The sequence below is a fragment of the Desulfovibrio sp. genome, assembly GCA_016208105.1.
Taxonomy (GTDB): Bacteria; Desulfobacterota; Desulfovibrionia; order Desulfovibrionales; family Desulfovibrionaceae; genus Fundidesulfovibrio.
Genome location: JACQYS010000001.1, coordinates 1 through 15,213, shown reverse-complemented (window position 1 = coordinate 15,213; position 15,213 = coordinate 1). Strand labels below are relative to the sequence as shown.

Sequence of the window (15,213 nt, the reverse complement as noted above, 5' to 3'; positions counted from 1 at the left end):
CGTGCTATATGCCGACCATGCGCAACACCATCATACTCTGCGTGACCATGGCCGCGCTTGGAGTTTTCGCTGCCTGGCTGCACGCCCAACCCGGCAAAGCCTTCAACACCGTGCAGATGGCAATGGACCGCGACGATGCGGCCATGCTCGCCCCGTGCCTGGACTTGGCGGCGCTTCGCTCCAACATCAAGAACCGCGAGGCGGCAAAGCTGTCCGGAGGAATACCCAAAGAGGGTGTGCCGGGATTGCTGGGGCTTATCGGCCAGGCACTGGCCGACTCGGTTGTCGGCGCCCTGGCGCAAGGTATGGCCACGCCCGAGACCATTCTGGCCATGTTGCGCGGCGCGGCTGCCACTGCTCCGGAGCTGCCAGGCAAGTCTCCCCGTACACCGGCCGAGCGGCTTTTCGGGCAGGCCAAGACCGAACTGATCGGGTTCGACCGGTACGTGGTCACCACCCCCATGCGCGGCAATTCCGTTCTCCGGCTTGTTTTTTCTCGCCAGGGTACGAAATGGCTGCTCAGCGACTTCGAGGTCACCACGGCCTCACCCGCAAGCATCTAACCCAAAGACACTTTACGGAGAATACATGGCCAAACGGATCGTCTTCATACACGGCAGCCCGCGAAAGAAAGGCAACACCCGCGCCCTGGCCCGGGTGGCCATGGGGGTTCTGGCCGAGATGGGAGTGGAGTCCGGCGAGATTGACGTGGCCAGGCTTGAATTCAAGCACCCCGGATGCATCGCCTGCTACAAATGCCAGGCGAGCGAAGGGTTCGGCTGCCACGTGGACGACGGCCTGGCCCGGGCCATGGCCACACTGCCTGAGTATGACGCCATCGTGCTGGCCACGCCGGTTTACTGGTTCAGCTACCCGGCCCAGGCCAAGATGTTCATCGACCGCATGTTCAGCATGATAAAGTTCGGGGAAAACCACGAGATTCTTTCGCCGCTCAAGGGCAAGCCCCTGGCGCTTTTGGCCACCGGGGGCGGCACGGTGGAGGAGAACCTGGAAGTCCTTGAGACCCAGTGGTCCATCCCGGCCAAACGCATCGGAACGCCGTTTTTGTCCTGCTTATTTCCGCTGTGCCACTATCCTCCAGGGGATGTGGTGAAAGATGCTGATGCTGTGGCCAAAGCTGAGAAGTTCGGCCGGCAGTTGGGAGAGTTGGTCAAGAAGTAGCTGGGAGTAGAGAGGGAACTGCACCAATCTACCTGACATATCACCATAGAAAAACCCCGGGAAATCCCGGGGTTTTTCTGTTGCAACTGTGTCCCTTGGGCTTGCGCCTTGACTTATTCTTCCTTCGCCTTCTTGTGTTCCGCGATCACCTTCTCGGCCACCGGAGGCGGAGCGTCCTCATAGTGGTCGAAGGCCATGGTGAATGCCCCCTGGCCGCCGGTCATGGAGCCAAGCGTCTTTGCGTATTCCTGCATTTCGCTCATGGGCACGTGGGCCTGCACTTCCGTGACGCCTCCAGTGGAATCCGACCCGAGCACCTTGCCCCGGCGGCTGGAGAGATCGCCGATCACGTCGCCCATGAAATTGTCCGGAATGGAGACGCTCACCAGGGCGATGGGCTCCAAAAGCACCACCTTGAGCTTCTCGCAAGCCGCCTTGAATGCCAGGGACCCGGCTATCTTGAAGGCCATTTCCGAGGAATCCACCGTGTGGAAGGAGCCGTCGTACAGTTCCACCTTGAAGTCCACCATGGGGTAGCCGGCCACTACGCCGCGCGCTGCCGCCTCCTGCACACCCTTGTCCACAGCGGGAATGTACTGCCGGGGGATGGAGCCACCCACGATTGCGTCCTTGAACTCGTAGCCTTCGCCTCGCCCCTTGCCTTCCATCCTGATCCAGCAGTCGCCGAACTGGCCACGGCCGCCGGTCTGCTTCTTGTGGCGTCCCTGGACCTCGGCCTTGCCCCGCACGGTTTCACGATAAGGAATGGTTGGAGCCTTGAGAACCGGGCTGACCTTGAAACGGCGCTTGGCCCTTTCCACCGCGCACTCAATGTGGGACTGCCCCATGCCGGAGAGCAGCATGTCGCCGGTTTCCTCGTTGCGGGTGAGGCGCAAGGTGATGTCTTCGTCCAACAGCTTGGACATGCCCTGGAAGACCTTGTCCTCGTCGCCCTTCTCGGCCGGAGCCAGGGCGTAGGAAATCATGGGTTCGGGCAGTTTGGGTTTGAGCATGACGAAGGGTTTCTTTTCGTCGCACAAGGTGTCCCCGGTTTTCGTTTCCTTCAGCTTGGCCACGGCGATGATGGCTCCTGGGCCCACGGGTTCCTTGCAGGGATGGGTCTCCTTGCCCGTCATGAAGAGGATGCCACCGAAACGTTCCTTGGCGTCGGACCGGGGGTTTAAGAGCGCGGCGTCCGGGGTCACGGTGCCGGAGAGCACGCGCATAATTGAAAGCTGGCCCGCGAACTGGTCGAAAAGAGTCTTGAACACAAAGCAAGCTGGGGGGCCATCCGGGGAGACCTTGAGAAGGGAGCCGTCAGCGCCTTCCACGCTCTTTTCGCCCACCGGGGTGTCCAGGGGCGAGGGGAAGAAGAGCTGCGCGGCGTCCAGAATGCGCTGGCCGCCCATGCATTTGAGCCCCGAAGCCACCATCACGGGATACAACTCGGCGCAGACCACGGCCTTTCTGGTGGCAGATACCAAGTCGTCCAGGGTCACGCTGGCGGGATCTTCCAGGTAGCGCTCCATGAGGGTTTCGTCACACACTGCGATCTCTTCCATCATGGATTCGCGCAGCCCCTCGACCTCGTCCTTCATGTCAGCCGGTATGGCGATCTCGCTCACCTTGCCAGAGGCGTCAAAGGCGTAGGCCTTGTTCTCGACGATATTCACCACGCCCTTGAAGTCTTCGGCCTTGCCGATGGGAATATTCTGAAGGAAGGGCTTCACGCCGAGCTGGTTCTTGATGCCATTTAAGGCCGTCTCGTAGTCGGCCCGGTCGCGGTCCATCTTGGTGATGAGAAATATCGTGGGCAGGCGGAATTTGGAGACCTCCTGCCAAAGCTTCCTGGTCAGGGGCTTTACTCCGTCCACCGCGTCCACCACGAAAATCACGGCGTCCACGCTAGCCAGGATGTAGCCAAGGTCTCCGTTGAAGGACAAATCACCCGGCGTGTCGATGAGGAAGTGGCGATTCTTGTTCCACTGGAAGGTGGCGAAGCCGGGCTGCACTGAGCCACGGCGTTTGATCTCTTCAGGCTCGTAATCCAGGGCGGTGGTGCCGTCCTCGATCTTCCCCAGCCGCTGGGTGGCCCCGGCAACTAGAAGAAGCATTTCGGCCACGGTGGTTTTGCCGCAACCGCCGTGGCCGATGAGAGCGTAGGTCCGCTGATTTTTCAGAACGTCAAGCATGCCAGTCTCCCGTGGTATCCTTTAGAGGTTGAGCCTCGATAGCCTAGGACTGCCGTACGCCACCGCCTTCAGGGCGGATAATTCCACTCACATGCCTGCCTTTGTAACGAGAACGCCACCAGCCTGCAACCGTCAGTGAGGCTTAAGGCGCGAAGTTTCCCGGGGTTGCGTCCCGTCCGCAAACCTGTAAGAAATCCCGAAGCGTTGACCTGTGGAGTGTATCGGACGAACCGCACCACGGAGGCGGCCCATGATCGACTACTCCGAGTCTCTGGAGCGTCTGGAAAAGGCGCTCGGCGAGCAGTACCGGCAGTCCGGGTTCATACTCGGCACCCCTGGCACCTCGCTGGCCTGCAAGGTGGACCCTTTCTACTACTTGGCCATCCAGCCGGGATTCATCAAGTACTTGAGCCGTTGGGCGGGCATGTTCCCGGAGAATGTGGTAGCCACCCTGGTGAAGACAGGCAACATGCTCTCGGATGCCACACACGCCGTGTATACTCTTCCCTTGCATGTCTTCGAAGATGGAACTGATGAAGTTGTGAGCGTGGGCGCCAGCTTCATTCTGGCCTCTTTCATTGACAGAGCACTGTCGCTGCATGGGGGCACGGACAGCCCGCAACCCGTCTCCGGCCTCAAAATCCTAGAAACCGACAGGGCCGCGACGGATTTCCTTTTCGAAGGCAAGACCCCGCTCCAGGCCTTGGCCTTCGGCAAACCCTAAGCAGAGGTAGCGATGAGCAAGGTTCTCGTCATTCTTTTCCCGCTTTTCTTGACGGCATGCTCCATGATGGGTTTCGGCGACACCCCCAACCAGCTTGAAATCGTTGAGTACGGCATCTTCAAAAACAGCACTCTGGTAAAGCAGACCAACGGAATCCCCAGGGAAATGGGCGTTTCCTTCGGCTTCCGCTTCAAGGTGAAAGATGCCAAGGCCGGCCCCATGAAAGCCAGGATCGTCACCGCCACTCCTGGCCTGCTCGACCCCTCCAAGCCGAAAACCCAAATGGACTACGTCACCGAGGTTACCATTCAGCACGGCCAGACATACGACGTCATCTTCACCTTCTCCGAACCGTGGGAGATGGTTGCTGGCCACTGGGAACTCAAGGTGGAAACGCAGAAGGGGGAAATTCTCTCCCAAACGTTTGAAATCTACAAACCCAATTCGTAATAATCATGAGCGAAAAAACTTCCATTGTTGTCCTCGACGGCGCAACCCTCAACCCCGGCGACAACCCCTGGGACGAGGTGGCCGCCCTGGGCCGGTTCACCCTGTACGACCGCACCCCGGCGGAACTCACCGTGGAAAGGGCCAAGGGGGCGCGGATCGTCGTCACCAACAAGACCCGCCTCACGGCTGAGGTTCTTGGCCAGCTTGAATCGTGTGAATTCATTACCGTTCTGGCCACCGGCTACGACGTTGTCGACGTGGCCTTTGCTGGCAAACGCGGCATTCCGGTTTCCAACGTGCCGGGCTATGGGTACGAGTCCGTGGCCCAGTTCGTCATTGCCCAGCTCCTTGCCCTGGTCCGGCGTGTTGAGCTGCACGACAGGCTTGTGCGCGCGGGCGAGTGGAACAAACGCGGTGAGTTCACTTTTTGGGACACCCCGCAGGTGGAACTGGCCGGCAAGACCTTGGGCGTGGTGGGCTTTGGGGGCATAGGAAAGCGTGTGGCTGAACTGGCCCTGGCCTTCGGCATGAGGGTGGTCGCCTTCGCGCCAAGACCCAAGGAGCCGCTGGCATCCCCTGACTTCGCCTTTACGAGCAGCGAAGAGCTTTTCAGGCGAGCCGACGTGGTCACTCTCCATTGCCCCCTGACAGCAAGCAACGACGGATTCGTGAACGCCAGTCTTCTTGGGCTCATGAAACCCGGCAGCTACCTCATCAACACCGCACGTGGCAGGCTTATCAACGAAGCTGACCTCGCCGGCGCCCTGAACTCCGGTCATTTGGCCGGAGCCGCCCTGGACGTTCTTGCCGTGGAGCCCCCAGACAGCACAAATCCGCTGCTTACGGCCAAGAACTGCCTCATCACACCACATATGGCCTGGGCATCGCTTACTGCCAGAAAACGCCTCATGAGCATGTCAGCCGCTAACATCCGGGGATTTTTGAAAGGCCAGTTTCAGAATGTGGTCAATGCGGATTTCCTGACGGAAACGGCCTGAGGGTCACGCGGAGAATGAGCGTTCCAGGCAGTCAGGCGGTTGTCATCTCCTGCTGGAGAATTTTGAGCCATCTCTCCTAAAAATCAGTGAGCCGGCCTGAAGACTGTCCAGGTCGGCTCACATGTTTGACGGCGCACCCGCTCGTTAAACCTTTCCTTTGACCATCATCCCCTTGGCGATCATGCCACCTTCGAGGACCTTGGTCTGGAAATCGTAATCCGAGTTCTTGCCCGATGACCCAAAAGGGTCGGAATTCATGTAATCAAGGGTGGTCTTCACCACCGCCGCTCCGAATTCCTGTTTGGCAGCCTTCTTATCCATGCTTGATTGCAGGCTGCTCATACCGGATATGCCGGATATACCCGACATCCCGCTGTTGTCGATAGCCATAGCCACCTCCCCTGAAGACGGTTTGCGCCGTGTCGAATCTTTTATCGGCGCAAACCGGGTAATCTTTAGGGTGGTGCCGAGAATTATTTCACATCTTCAACCGGATATTTGGCTCCCTTCCAGGCGTAGATGCCGCCGGGAAAGCGTACCACATTGGTGTAACCCAGTTTTTTGGCCCAGAGAGCCCCGTTGTGGCTGCGAGTGCATTTGACGAAACCACAATAGAACACGATGAGCTTATTCTTGTCTGGTCCGAGGAGTATTTCGAAATCCTGAGGGCTTTTGCCACCCGTTTTTGCGGTGTCCCACTGTTCCATAGGTTCGATGGGAAATTCAAAAGACACCGCCCCAGGGACATGCTCTTTCTTGAAACTGGCCTCAAAAGGCATGGTGTCCACCACCAGCAGAGGTTTCTTCTCATCAAGCATTTTCTTAAGTTCCTCGACCGTGGCCAGTGGGTAGCCGCCAGCCGTGGTTTCCCGGGCGAGCTTCACCGAGAGGGCTTCCTTGTCCACCTCTTCCTCGAACATGTCCTTGGCAAAAGCTCCCGCGGCGGTTGAGGCCAGGAGAGACACGCCCACAAGAAGGGCCAGATAAAACCGGAACACCATTGAAAACCTCCTAGATATGGGACCTCAGTTTAGCGCTCGCGACAAACCGTCCGCGCCTCCCGCTCTTCACGTTCCACCAGTACAAATAAGCAACCGCCGCGCACATGGCCGAATCGCGCCACAAGGCCTGGCGGATGGAACCGAACGCCTCGCGTTCTGGGTCAGAGGGGCCGTAACAACCGCAGTCGATATCCAACCCCATGCCCAGGGCGTAAACGAGAACTGATATAAAGATGACCAGAAGGCCGGCCGTGAGAGTCAGCCCTCCGCGAACCTCGAAAAACAGTAATAACGCGGCAAGTATCTCCAAGCAGGGAAGGACCAGGGAAAGCGGCTCGACAACAGAGGCCGGCAGGACACCGAATGCCTTGATGGTCACGGCGAATACCTCAGGCCGGGCGAGCTTGATAGCGCCCGCGACCAGAAAGGCTACGGCCAAGCCTGTTCGAGCCAGATGGTAGAAAAGGTTGCCCATATCGCTCCCGGAGATTTTTTTGTTTATACAACGGGAGTGCCCTCTCTATCCAATCGCTTGTCACGATTGCGAGCGGATGCTGCTATCGATGTTCCCTATGGCACCTACAGGAAGAACGGATTAACAGGTAAGGAATGGCAGCTGGGGTACCCGCAAACATCTAAAAATCAGTAAACACAGGAAGATGCGCATCAACAATACCCATCATCTCTTTTTTTAGACTTCACTATGTTGTGAACTTACGGAAAATTATCCCCTATTTATGTCCTTATCCACAACGACACAGGGCACGCACATCGTCCTAAAAACCGGGCATTGCGAGGCGGGCTTCATTCTGGCATGGTGCGCGCGTCTTATGATCCGACAAGGATGCACCATGCCTTCTCCAACAAAAAAAAACTCCTTTTGGCTTTCCGCCACCAAGGCCCAGGCCCGCGACACCGGGCTCGCTCTGGTGCTCATCTGCCTCCTGGTGGCCTGGTTTACCGGACGCAAGGACGCCCTGGGATACGGCATAGCTCTGCTCGTACTGGACATGACCTGGTCCTCGGCGTTCAAGCCTGCCGCCAAGCTGTGGTTCGCTTTTTCCCATATCCTCGGCACGGTGATGTCCAAGATTCTTCTCTCAGTCGTCTTTTTTACCGTGCTGACGCCTGTTGGACTCTTTCGGCGCCTCCTGGGCAAAGACCCCATGCAGACGCAGGGATTCAAAAAGAACGCCGCTAGCGTGTTCCGAGTGCGTGACCATCTGTTTTCCAGCAAAGACATCGAAACCCCTTATTAGGTGACACCATTATGAGCTTCCTCGGCGATCTGTGGGGCTTTCTCAAAGTCCGCAAGAAATTCTGGCTGCTTCCCATCATTCTGGTGCTTCTGCTCTTCGGCGTGCTCATCGTGCTGACCAGCGGTTCGGCCATCGCACCCTTCATCTACACGCTCTTTTAGGACTGGAACATGCCCGAGGCCATTCTTGGCATCTCCGCCTACTACCACGATTCAGCGGCCGCCCTGATCATGGACGGCCGCATCGTGGCCGCAGCCCACGAAGAACGCTTCACCCGCAAGAAGCACGACCCGTCCTTTCCGACCAACGCGGCGTCCTACTGTTTGGCCGAAGCGGGCCTTTCCCTGCGGGACTTGGCCGGGGTGGCTTTTTACGACAAGCCGTTTCTGAAGTTCGAACGTCTACTCGAAACATACCACGGTTTCGCCCCCTCGGGCCTTAAGAGCTTCCTTTCCGCCATGCCGGTTTGGATCAAGGAAAAGCTCTTCATGGGCAAGATGCTGGCCGACGAGTTCGTTAAACTGGGGCCGGGCAAACCAAAGGTGCTCTTCCCCGAACACCACCTCTCCCACGCTGCCAGTGCCTTCTACCCCTCGCCCTTCGAGGAAGCGGCCATCCTGACCATCGACGGCGTGGGCGAATGGGCAACCACCACCATCGGGCACGGCAAGGGAAAGGACATCACCTTCCTGCGCGAGCTGGATTTCCCCCACTCCCTGGGCCTCCTCTATTCCGCATTCACCTATTATTGCGGCTTCAAGGTGAATTCCGGAGAATACAAGCTCATGGGCCTTGCTCCCTACGGCAATCCCGATTCTCCGCGAGTAGAGGATTATAAGCGAAAGATACTTGACGAGTTGGTGGACCTGCGCCCGGACGGGTCGCTGCTCCTCAACATGCGCTACTTCACTTACGCCACCGGGCTTCGGATGTGCAACGAAGCAGCCTGGGAGCATCTTTTCGATCTTCCCAAGCGCCCGGCTGAGTCCGACCTTTCCCAGGAATACATGGACATGGCCCTGGCCATCCAGCAGGTCACGGAGGACGTGGTCATGCGCTTAGCCGAGACGGCCAAAGAACTCACTGGCGCCGAGTACCTCACCATGGCCGGCGGCGTGTCGCTCAACTGCGTGGCCAACGGCAAGCTTCTGCGGCGCGGCCTCTTCAAAGACATCTGGATTCAGCCCGCGGCCGGCGATGCGGGCGGTGCGCTGGGCGCGGCCCTGGCTGCCTGGCACATCTGGAAAGGCGCGGAGCGCAGCCCCGGCCCCAAGGATTCCATGCAGGGCGCCTACCTAGGCCCCGAGTTCTCTTATACCGACATCAAGCGCGTGGCTGCCAGGCACCACGCTCCCTTCAAACATTTCGAAGAGTTCGACGACCTCAGTAAAACTGTTTGCGATCTTCTGGCCCAGGGCAACGTGGTGGGCTGGTTCCAGGGGCGCATGGAGTACGGCCCGCGTGCTCTCGGCAACCGCACCATCCTGGGTGATCCACGAAACCCGGAGATGCAGAAGAAGCTCAACTTAAAGATCAAATACCGGGAAGGCTTCCGTCCCTTCGCCCCTTCGGTCATGGAAGAAGCCATAAGCGAATACTTCGATATCGACCGCCCTTCCCCGTACATGCTGCTGGTTGCCCCCGTGCGGGAATCCCATCAAATGCCCCTGCCCGAGGGCTACAACTCCCTGGGTATGTGGGACCGCCTGTACGTTCAGCGCTCAGACATTCCGGCCATCACTCACGTGGACTATTCGGCCCGCATCCAGAGCGTTGGAAAGGACGTCAACCCCCGCTACTGGCAGCTCATCGACACCTTCCGCCAGACCCAGGGGTGCGCTGTCATCGTCAACACCAGCTTCAACGTGCGCGGCGAGCCCATCGTGTGTTCCCCTGCCGATGCCTACCGCTGCTTCATGCGCACTGAGATGGACTATCTGGTCATGGGGGACTGTCTGTTCGCCAAAGCAGAGCAACCTGCCCTGCCCGATGACGGCGACTGGATGAGTGAATACGAGCTGGATTAGCGGGCACGAAACGTGCATAGATCTGGCAATATGATCAAATCCGTCATATCCGCCCTGCTGCTGGCACTTCTCCTGGCCGTCGGCCCAGCCCATGCCATCGACAACGAAGCAGTGATGCGCTGTCTGCTTCGTGAGGTTCTCGCGACCCTGACGTGCAAAACCATAGACGAATTCCGTTTCGTGGGAAAACGAGACGAAGTGTATGTTTTTAACTCCTACTACGCCGCGAAATTCACCGAGTTCTACTGTCAAGTATTCGACAAGGACGTGGTAATCACCAGCAAGGCGTGGCAGGGGAACATGGGATCAGCCAGAATACGGTATGAGTCCCAACCCGGTTGTATTTCCGCGTCTGTGAATTCACCCTGGTCGGAATGCCGGATGCCGAAAACCGTACAATGCTGCGGCGCGGACTAGATTCCCCTTCACTCATCCTTCCAGTTGATGCCTCGGCTGAACGCGTAGATCACTGCCGCACCGATCAGTGGAAACAGCGGCCAGTAGAGCTCCAGATAAGCAAATCCGCTTGCCGCAGCCAGAACAATCACCGCCACGGTCCAGGCTTCGACGTGTTTACGAATTTTCTTCCGGGACGCAGGCCCCGGTTCCCTGAGCATTGCGATGGGGGCATAGCCGTTCGCCCCGTTTCCATTCCTCAACTGTTTCCAGCCTGACTGAAGCTTATGCCCGCACACCAAGCAGTTCATTGCTTCGTCGGGATTTTCCTGGCCGCATTTGTTGCAAATCATTTTGTGCCGCGTTGACAAATTACGCCCGGACCATAACATTGCTCCGGGCAGATGCTGCTACCTACAGCCACCGCGCTCAGCGGGCAACCAGAAAGCGAGACTCCATGACACCCAGCAACACTGTTATCCCCGTCTACCTGGATTTGGTCCCCTGCCACGGGTGCGGAGCCTGCGCTGAAGTCGCGCCCGAACTCTTCGGGATGGACCAGAACGTCGAACGCCCCTTTCTGAAAATGCCGGAAGGACCAGAGGACATGGTCCGCCAAGCAATGGCGTATTGCCCCAACGACTGCATCACCACGGACGAATAACACAAGGAACGCTTCGCCTCTTGTCCCGATCTTCTCCCTGCCGCCTTCCTCGCCGCTCGCGGGCAACTCCATTCAGGGAATGCGACGTTTCGAAACACACGAGAACTGTGCGGAGCCCTTGATGAATCCATCTCCGCACAGTCATTCACACCCAGCAAGCCTGACCCGGGCCAGCCTGGGCTTAAGTTCCAAAAACCATACTCACATCGTTCAAATTCACCCGCAGGTTTAAGCTCCGGACAGAGCGCCCATGGACATTTGGAGGAGATATCCTCCAGCCTGACTCAATGAATCTAACGTGCTTAAGCCACTGACTATCTCCAGAATTGTGCCCAGATCTGGCAGAAATATCCATTTTTGAAAACTTTTACTCCCCGCACGACTTGTGAATTTAATACAATTTTGTTAAGAACCAGCACAACGAAAACGTGATCGACATAATTGTCGCAAAGTATCCCACCGAAACAAAACGTAAATTGGGTTGGCATTTTTCCAGGCGCGGCATCCCACCCTCAGACATGGGAAGGATGGTTGCGTTTGGATGAGAGAGGCGCATTTTTTGCGCCCATCTCCAAGTGATTCCAAACCACCGACCAGCAGGAGGGTCCCTCATGATTCAGGCGGGCGACACCGCATTCATTCTGATCAGTTCCGCTCTGGTGCTGCTCATGACCCCCGGGCTGGCCCTCTTTTACGGTGGCATGGTCCGGCGCAAAAACGTGCTCGGAACCATCATGCAGAGCTTCGTCATGATCTCCCTGGTGAGCATCGAGTGGGTCTACCTCGGCTACTCCATGAGTTTCGGGCCGGATGTTTCGGGCCTCATCGGCAACCTTTCCTGGGCCGGCCTGACCGGAGTGGGAGCAACACCCAATGCCGACTACGCGCCCACCATCCCGCACACTGTTTTCATGATCTACCAATGCATGTTCGCGGTCATCACGCCGGCGCTTATCACCGGCGCTTTTGCCGAACGTGTCAAATTCAGCGCGTTCGCGATCTTCAGCGTGGCCTGGGCCGTGCTGGTCTACAACCCGGTCTGCCACTGGGTCTGGGGTAACGGCGGATTCTTGAAGAATATGGGAGTGCTCGACTTTGCAGGAGGCCTCGTCGTCCATCTGACCTGCGGTGCGGCTGCCCTGGCTTCAGTGATGATCATCGGTCCGCGCAAGGACCACGGAAAGCGCCAGTTCTTTCCCCACAACCTGCCCATGACGCTTCTGGGCACCGGTCTCCTCTGGTTCGGCTGGTTCGGATTCAACGCCGGCAGTGCCCTGGCTGCCGACGGGTTGGCCGGTTCCACCTTTGTAGCCACCCACTTGGGCGGCATGGCCGGCATGGCCATGTGGACTATTGTGGAGTGGTTCTACCAGGGCAAACCCACCACCTTGGGCGCGGCCTCCGGAGCCGTTGCCGGTTTGGCCACCATCACCCCGGCAGCCGGATACGTCACCCCCAACTCCGCTGTGCTCATCGGCCTGACGGCCGGGTTCTGCTGCTACTGGGCGGTGGTGTTCAAATCAAAAATGCGCTTCGACGACAGCCTGGACGTTGTCGGCATTCATGGCCTGGGCGGACTGATTGGCACCCTTATGGCCGGTCTTCTGGCCACCAAGCAGATCAACCCCAACGGCGCCGACGGTCTTTTCTACGGCAATGCCGCCCAGCTAGGCATCCAGGCTCTTGGCATCGCGATCGTGGGCGCGTATGCTTTTGTCGTGAGCTATGTCATCCTGAAGGCCGTCAACATCTTCATGGGCCTTCGCCTCGACCCTGAAAGCGAGGGGGTCGGCATGGACGTAGCCGAACACAACGAAGCCGCATACAGCGAGTAACCCAAGGAGACGGGCATGAAAAAAATTGAAGTCATAACCCGCCCCCACATGCTTGAGGATGTGAAGCAGGCCCTGACCGCCATCGGTGTGATGGGCATGACCGTCTCTGATGTGAAGGGATTCGGCCGCCAGCGCGGGCATACAGAGGTCTACCGCGGGGCCGAGTATAGGGTTGATTTTCTTCCCAAGGTCAAAATCGAGATTGTTGTTGACGACGACCGGGCAGCCATCGTGGTGGACACCATCCGTGCAGCGGCCCAGACGGGACAGGTTGGGGACGGAAAGATTTTCGTCCTGCCCGTGACGGAAGTGCTGCGCATCCGCACCGGTGAGACCGGGGATGACGCGATCTAGCAGATTCAGCTCCGTAAAACATGAAGGGCGCCGCTCGTACGGCGCCCTTTTTTGTTGGCAGGCTCGATGTTGTGCCCCGAACGAGAAGGTGGCAACCTCCTACAGCTTGCTTCCTAGATGGCACTATCCCCTGGCTTTGGGCCTGCAAGCCCCCTGGCAGCAGCCCCCGGAGAGCATTTCCGAATAGGCGTAGAGGATGCGTCGCTCCCGTTCCACCTGATCGGGTGATGGAGCAGTTATGGGGTTGGCTTGGACCAATTCGGCAAGGTCCTGGTAAAAAGGAATCGCCCGCATTCCGGATGCGAGGGTTTTACCGCTGCCCGCTGCCACGAGTTCGGCGGATTTTGTGTCAGTGGTGAGCACCAAAGGCACTGGCGGCTGGTACAGCCTGGCCGCGGCCAGGGCCTCGCGAACATAGGTGCCAGGCTCGCCGGAACAGAAGATTATCAAGAGAAACGGCATGCAATCAGGGCCAAGAGCGGTCAGATCGATCATCCGGGTGTAGTCCTGGCCATCAACAGGAAAACAGACTCCTGTTTTGGGAACGAGACTCTCTTTCGGATACCCCTTCTCCTCCACGAGCATGCGGGCCAGGGCCTGGCGGAATTCCTCGTAGGAGGTTTCTTCAAGCTCTTCGCCCGTAAGATAGTCGCGGATGACGCTGCCTAAAGATTCTTCATGCATGCTGACCTCACTGACCTCTCATTTAATCTAGCCATCTGGCTTCAACAGGGCAAGCTCGTCATCCTGCGAAACTTGACCCACTTGGGCTTAAAGGCCTATCTCCGCACTTCTTCTCAACCTCAGCAAGCTTAAAACCATGCCAAACCCCCTTTGCCAAGAGATATCCTCCTTTCTGGTCATGGACATCCTGGAGCGCGCCTGTGCTCTGGAACGCCAAGGCAAAAACGTCGTCCATCTGCAGATCGGCGAGCCCGACTTCGACACGCCGGAACCCGTGAAACAGGCCGCCATCAAGGCCATCAAGGACGGGCACACCCACTACACTCATTCGCTGGGCCTCCCCGCCCTGCGCGAGGCCATCAGCGCCTACTACCACCGCACCTACGGGGTAAGTGTCCATCCGGACCGGGTGATCATCACATCCGGCACCTCGCCCGCCATGCTCCTCACCTTTTCGGCGCTCATCCACCCCGGTGACGAGGTGGTGCTCACCGATCCGCACTACGCCTGCTACCCCAACTTCATCACCTACGCCGGAGGGCGGGTGCGCCGGGCCAGGACAAGAGCTCAGGACGGATTCCAGTTCACTCCCGAGACCCTGGCTCCGCACTTGACGGGTTCCCCGCGTGCGGTGGTGGTCAATTCCCCGGCCAATCCCGCCGGAACCCTCATGCCGGACAAGGACTTCGAGGCCATCTGCCGCATGGGGACCACCATCGTGTCCGATGAGATCTACCATGGCCTGACCTATACTGGCCGTGCACGCTGCGCCCTGGAATTCACGGAAGACTGCTTCGTGCTGAACGGCTTTTCCAAACTTTGGGCCATGACCGGATGGCGCCTCGGCTGGGTGATCGCGCCCGAAAGATACGTTCCTGCCATGCAGCGCCTGCAGCAGAACTTCTTCATAAGCGCGGGCAGCGTCGCCCAATGGGCTGGCATCGCCGCGCTTACCGAGTGCGACCAGGATGTGGCGGCCATGGTGGCTGAGTACGCCAAACGCCGGTTGGTCCTCCTGGACGGGCTTTCTAAACTGGGACTCAAGGCTCCCGTGGAGCCCACCGGGGCCTTCTATGCCCTGGTGGATGCCAAGCATCTTGGCAAGGACAGCCTGGCCCTGGCCAGGAACATCCTGGAAAAGGCCCTTGTGGGCGTGACTCCGGGCATCGATTTCGGGCCGGGTGCGGAGGGGTATCTGCGGTTCAGCTACGCCAATTCAGTGGAGAACATTGAGAAGGGGCTGATGAGACTAGAGAAATACCTCCCCTGATTTTTCAAAATGTTTTCTGGTTTTTATTCATTTTTCCTCGTGGCTATCCCCTTAACTCCGCATAGGTGACAGGGGTGGCACTGGAGCAGGCCCTCAAGAGGCGGTCGAAGCCCTGCCCAGGCCAGAAACGGCGGTTGAATCGGTAGCAGAATTCATCGAGGTATTTTTGAAGATGCT

The 15,213-nt window shown here is 58.3% G+C and carries 19 protein-coding genes; 13 read left to right on the top strand and 6 right to left on the bottom strand.

Annotated features, from left to right (window positions below; all coding sequences use genetic code 11):
• Positions 1-17: 17 nt before the first annotated feature.
• Together HY795_00095 and HY795_00090 are read left to right on the top strand one after the other, a co-directional pair.
• A complete protein-coding gene (locus tag HY795_00095; GenBank protein ID MBI4803617.1) occupies positions 18-563 on the top strand; it encodes a DUF2939 domain-containing protein in 546 nt (181 codons plus the stop codon).
• A gap of 25 nt (positions 564-588) precedes the next feature.
• Positions 589-1,182, top strand: a complete 594-nt coding sequence (locus HY795_00090) for an NAD(P)H-dependent oxidoreductase (GenBank protein ID MBI4803616.1) — start codon at positions 589-591, stop codon at positions 1,180-1,182.
• A 113-nt stretch (positions 1,183-1,295) separates the two neighbouring features.
• Here the strand turns inward: HY795_00090 and HY795_00085 are convergent, their stop codons facing one another.
• Positions 1,296-3,374, bottom strand: coding sequence for an elongation factor G (locus tag HY795_00085; GenBank protein MBI4803615.1), 2,079 nt, complete (start codon positions 3,372-3,374; stop codon positions 1,296-1,298).
• A gap of 250 nt (positions 3,375-3,624) precedes the next feature.
• On the opposite strand from HY795_00085, the gene HY795_00080 reads away from it, so the two are divergent.
• From HY795_00080 to HY795_00070, 3 genes are read left to right on the top strand one after another with little or no spacing between them, the layout of a single operon-like run.
• Positions 3,625-4,098 (top strand): hypothetical protein, encoded by a 474-nt coding sequence (locus HY795_00080; GenBank protein ID MBI4803614.1) that lies wholly within the window; start codon positions 3,625-3,627, stop codon positions 4,096-4,098.
• 12 nt (positions 4,099-4,110) lie between these two features.
• Positions 4,111-4,548 carry a DUF3859 domain-containing protein gene (locus tag HY795_00075; protein MBI4803613.1) on the top strand — a complete coding sequence of 146 codons (438 nt, stop codon included), beginning with the start codon at positions 4,111-4,113 and terminating at the stop codon, positions 4,546-4,548.
• A 5-nt stretch (positions 4,549-4,553) separates the two neighbouring features.
• Positions 4,554-5,546, top strand: coding sequence for a D-2-hydroxyacid dehydrogenase (locus tag HY795_00070; protein ID MBI4803612.1), 993 nt, complete (start codon positions 4,554-4,556; stop codon positions 5,544-5,546).
• Between the two features lie 144 nt (positions 5,547-5,690).
• On the opposite strand, the gene HY795_00065 is transcribed toward HY795_00070, so the two are convergent.
• From HY795_00065 to HY795_00055, 3 genes are all read right to left on the bottom strand, one after another.
• Positions 5,691-5,915, bottom strand: coding sequence for a hypothetical protein (locus HY795_00065; GenBank protein ID MBI4803611.1), 225 nt, complete (start codon positions 5,913-5,915; stop codon positions 5,691-5,693).
• 104 nt (positions 5,916-6,019) lie between these two features.
• Positions 6,020-6,547, bottom strand: coding sequence for a rhodanese-like domain-containing protein (locus HY795_00060; protein MBI4803610.1), 528 nt, complete (start codon positions 6,545-6,547; stop codon positions 6,020-6,022).
• Between the two features lie 10 nt (positions 6,548-6,557).
• Entirely contained in the window at positions 6,558-7,022 is a 465-nt protein-coding gene (locus tag HY795_00055; protein ID MBI4803609.1) for a methylamine utilization protein MauE, read from the bottom strand.
• Positions 7,023-7,398: 376 nt separating this feature from the next.
• Here HY795_00055 and HY795_00050 point away from each other — a divergent pair, with 376 nt between their 5' ends.
• Genes HY795_00050 through HY795_00035 form a run of 4 tightly spaced genes read left to right on the top strand, consistent with a single transcriptional unit; the run spans position 7,399 to position 10,250 of the window.
• Positions 7,399-7,806: a hypothetical protein gene (locus HY795_00050; protein ID MBI4803608.1), complete on the top strand. Its 408-nt coding sequence runs from the start codon at positions 7,399-7,401 to the stop codon at positions 7,804-7,806.
• A gap of 11 nt (positions 7,807-7,817) precedes the next feature.
• Entirely contained in the window at positions 7,818-7,967 is a 150-nt protein-coding gene (locus HY795_00045) for a hypothetical protein (protein MBI4803607.1), read from the top strand.
• Between the two features lie 9 nt (positions 7,968-7,976).
• Positions 7,977-9,833, top strand: coding sequence for a carbamoyltransferase (locus tag HY795_00040; GenBank protein ID MBI4803606.1), 1,857 nt, complete (start codon positions 7,977-7,979; stop codon positions 9,831-9,833).
• A gap of 30 nt (positions 9,834-9,863) precedes the next feature.
• A complete protein-coding gene (locus HY795_00035) occupies positions 9,864-10,250 on the top strand; it encodes a hypothetical protein (GenBank protein ID MBI4803605.1) in 387 nt (128 codons plus the stop codon).
• A gap of 8 nt (positions 10,251-10,258) precedes the next feature.
• Here HY795_00035 and HY795_00030 read toward each other — a convergent pair whose 3' ends face one another.
• The gene (locus tag HY795_00030; GenBank protein ID MBI4803604.1) at positions 10,259-10,582 is read right to left on the bottom strand and encodes a zinc ribbon domain-containing protein; all 324 of its coding nucleotides are present in this window, start codon (positions 10,580-10,582) and stop codon (positions 10,259-10,261) included.
• A 104-nt stretch (positions 10,583-10,686) separates the two neighbouring features.
• On the opposite strand from HY795_00030, the gene HY795_00025 reads away from it, so the two are divergent.
• The 3 genes from HY795_00025 to HY795_00015 all read left to right on the top strand — a co-directional run bounded on the left by HY795_00025 (position 10,687) and on the right by HY795_00015 (position 13,082).
• Positions 10,687-10,893: a ferredoxin gene (locus HY795_00025; GenBank protein ID MBI4803603.1), complete on the top strand. Its 207-nt coding sequence runs from the start codon at positions 10,687-10,689 to the stop codon at positions 10,891-10,893.
• A 611-nt stretch (positions 10,894-11,504) separates the two neighbouring features.
• The gene (locus HY795_00020) at positions 11,505-12,728 is read left to right on the top strand and encodes an ammonium transporter (GenBank protein MBI4803602.1); all 1,224 of its coding nucleotides are present in this window, start codon (positions 11,505-11,507) and stop codon (positions 12,726-12,728) included.
• A 15-nt stretch (positions 12,729-12,743) separates the two neighbouring features.
• Complete coding sequence (locus HY795_00015; GenBank protein MBI4803601.1) at positions 12,744-13,082, top strand: P-II family nitrogen regulator; 339 nt, start codon at positions 12,744-12,746, stop codon at positions 13,080-13,082.
• A gap of 123 nt (positions 13,083-13,205) precedes the next feature.
• Here the strand turns inward: HY795_00015 and HY795_00010 are convergent, their stop codons facing one another.
• Complete coding sequence (locus HY795_00010) at positions 13,206-13,766, bottom strand: type I restriction endonuclease subunit R (protein ID MBI4803600.1); 561 nt, start codon at positions 13,764-13,766, stop codon at positions 13,206-13,208.
• A gap of 136 nt (positions 13,767-13,902) precedes the next feature.
• On the opposite strand from HY795_00010, the gene HY795_00005 reads away from it, so the two are divergent.
• On the top strand, positions 13,903-15,036 hold the full coding sequence (locus HY795_00005; protein MBI4803599.1) for a pyridoxal phosphate-dependent aminotransferase: 1,134 nt from the start codon (positions 13,903-13,905) through the stop codon (positions 15,034-15,036).
• Positions 15,037-15,213 lie beyond the last annotated feature (177 nt).

What these genes read in the sequence shown, in the direction of transcription:
- HY795_00095 (MBI4803617.1), top strand. Translation starts at nt 18, where the DNA reads ATGCGCAACACCATCATACTCTGCGTGACCATGGCCGCGCTTGGAGTT.
- HY795_00090 (MBI4803616.1), top strand. Translation starts at nt 589, where the DNA reads ATGGCCAAACGGATCGTCTTCATACACGGCAGCCCGCGAAAGAAAGGC.
- HY795_00085 (MBI4803615.1), bottom strand. Translation starts at nt 3,374, where the DNA reads ATGCTTGACGTTCTGAAAAATCAGCGGACCTACGCTCTCATCGGCCAC.
- HY795_00080 (MBI4803614.1), top strand. Translation starts at nt 3,625, where the DNA reads ATGATCGACTACTCCGAGTCTCTGGAGCGTCTGGAAAAGGCGCTCGGC.
- HY795_00075 (MBI4803613.1), top strand. Translation starts at nt 4,111, where the DNA reads ATGAGCAAGGTTCTCGTCATTCTTTTCCCGCTTTTCTTGACGGCATGC.
- HY795_00070 (MBI4803612.1), top strand. Translation starts at nt 4,554, where the DNA reads ATGAGCGAAAAAACTTCCATTGTTGTCCTCGACGGCGCAACCCTCAAC.
- HY795_00065 (MBI4803611.1), bottom strand. Translation starts at nt 5,915, where the DNA reads ATGTCGGGTATATCCGGCATATCCGGTATGAGCAGCCTGCAATCAAGC.
- HY795_00060 (MBI4803610.1), bottom strand. Translation starts at nt 6,547, where the DNA reads ATGGTGTTCCGGTTTTATCTGGCCCTTCTTGTGGGCGTGTCTCTCCTG.
- HY795_00055 (MBI4803609.1), bottom strand. Translation starts at nt 7,022, where the DNA reads ATGGGCAACCTTTTCTACCATCTGGCTCGAACAGGCTTGGCCGTAGCC.
- HY795_00050 (MBI4803608.1), top strand. Translation starts at nt 7,399, where the DNA reads ATGCCTTCTCCAACAAAAAAAAACTCCTTTTGGCTTTCCGCCACCAAG.
- HY795_00045 (MBI4803607.1), top strand. Translation starts at nt 7,818, where the DNA reads ATGAGCTTCCTCGGCGATCTGTGGGGCTTTCTCAAAGTCCGCAAGAAA.
- HY795_00040 (MBI4803606.1), top strand. Translation starts at nt 7,977, where the DNA reads ATGCCCGAGGCCATTCTTGGCATCTCCGCCTACTACCACGATTCAGCG.
- HY795_00035 (MBI4803605.1), top strand. Translation starts at nt 9,864, where the DNA reads ATGATCAAATCCGTCATATCCGCCCTGCTGCTGGCACTTCTCCTGGCC.
- HY795_00030 (MBI4803604.1), bottom strand. Translation starts at nt 10,582, where the DNA reads ATGATTTGCAACAAATGCGGCCAGGAAAATCCCGACGAAGCAATGAAC.
- HY795_00025 (MBI4803603.1), top strand. Translation starts at nt 10,687, where the DNA reads ATGACACCCAGCAACACTGTTATCCCCGTCTACCTGGATTTGGTCCCC.
- HY795_00020 (MBI4803602.1), top strand. Translation starts at nt 11,505, where the DNA reads ATGATTCAGGCGGGCGACACCGCATTCATTCTGATCAGTTCCGCTCTG.
- HY795_00015 (MBI4803601.1), top strand. Translation starts at nt 12,744, where the DNA reads ATGAAAAAAATTGAAGTCATAACCCGCCCCCACATGCTTGAGGATGTG.
- HY795_00010 (MBI4803600.1), bottom strand. Translation starts at nt 13,766, where the DNA reads ATGCATGAAGAATCTTTAGGCAGCGTCATCCGCGACTATCTTACGGGC.
- HY795_00005 (MBI4803599.1), top strand. Translation starts at nt 13,903, where the DNA reads ATGCCAAACCCCCTTTGCCAAGAGATATCCTCCTTTCTGGTCATGGAC.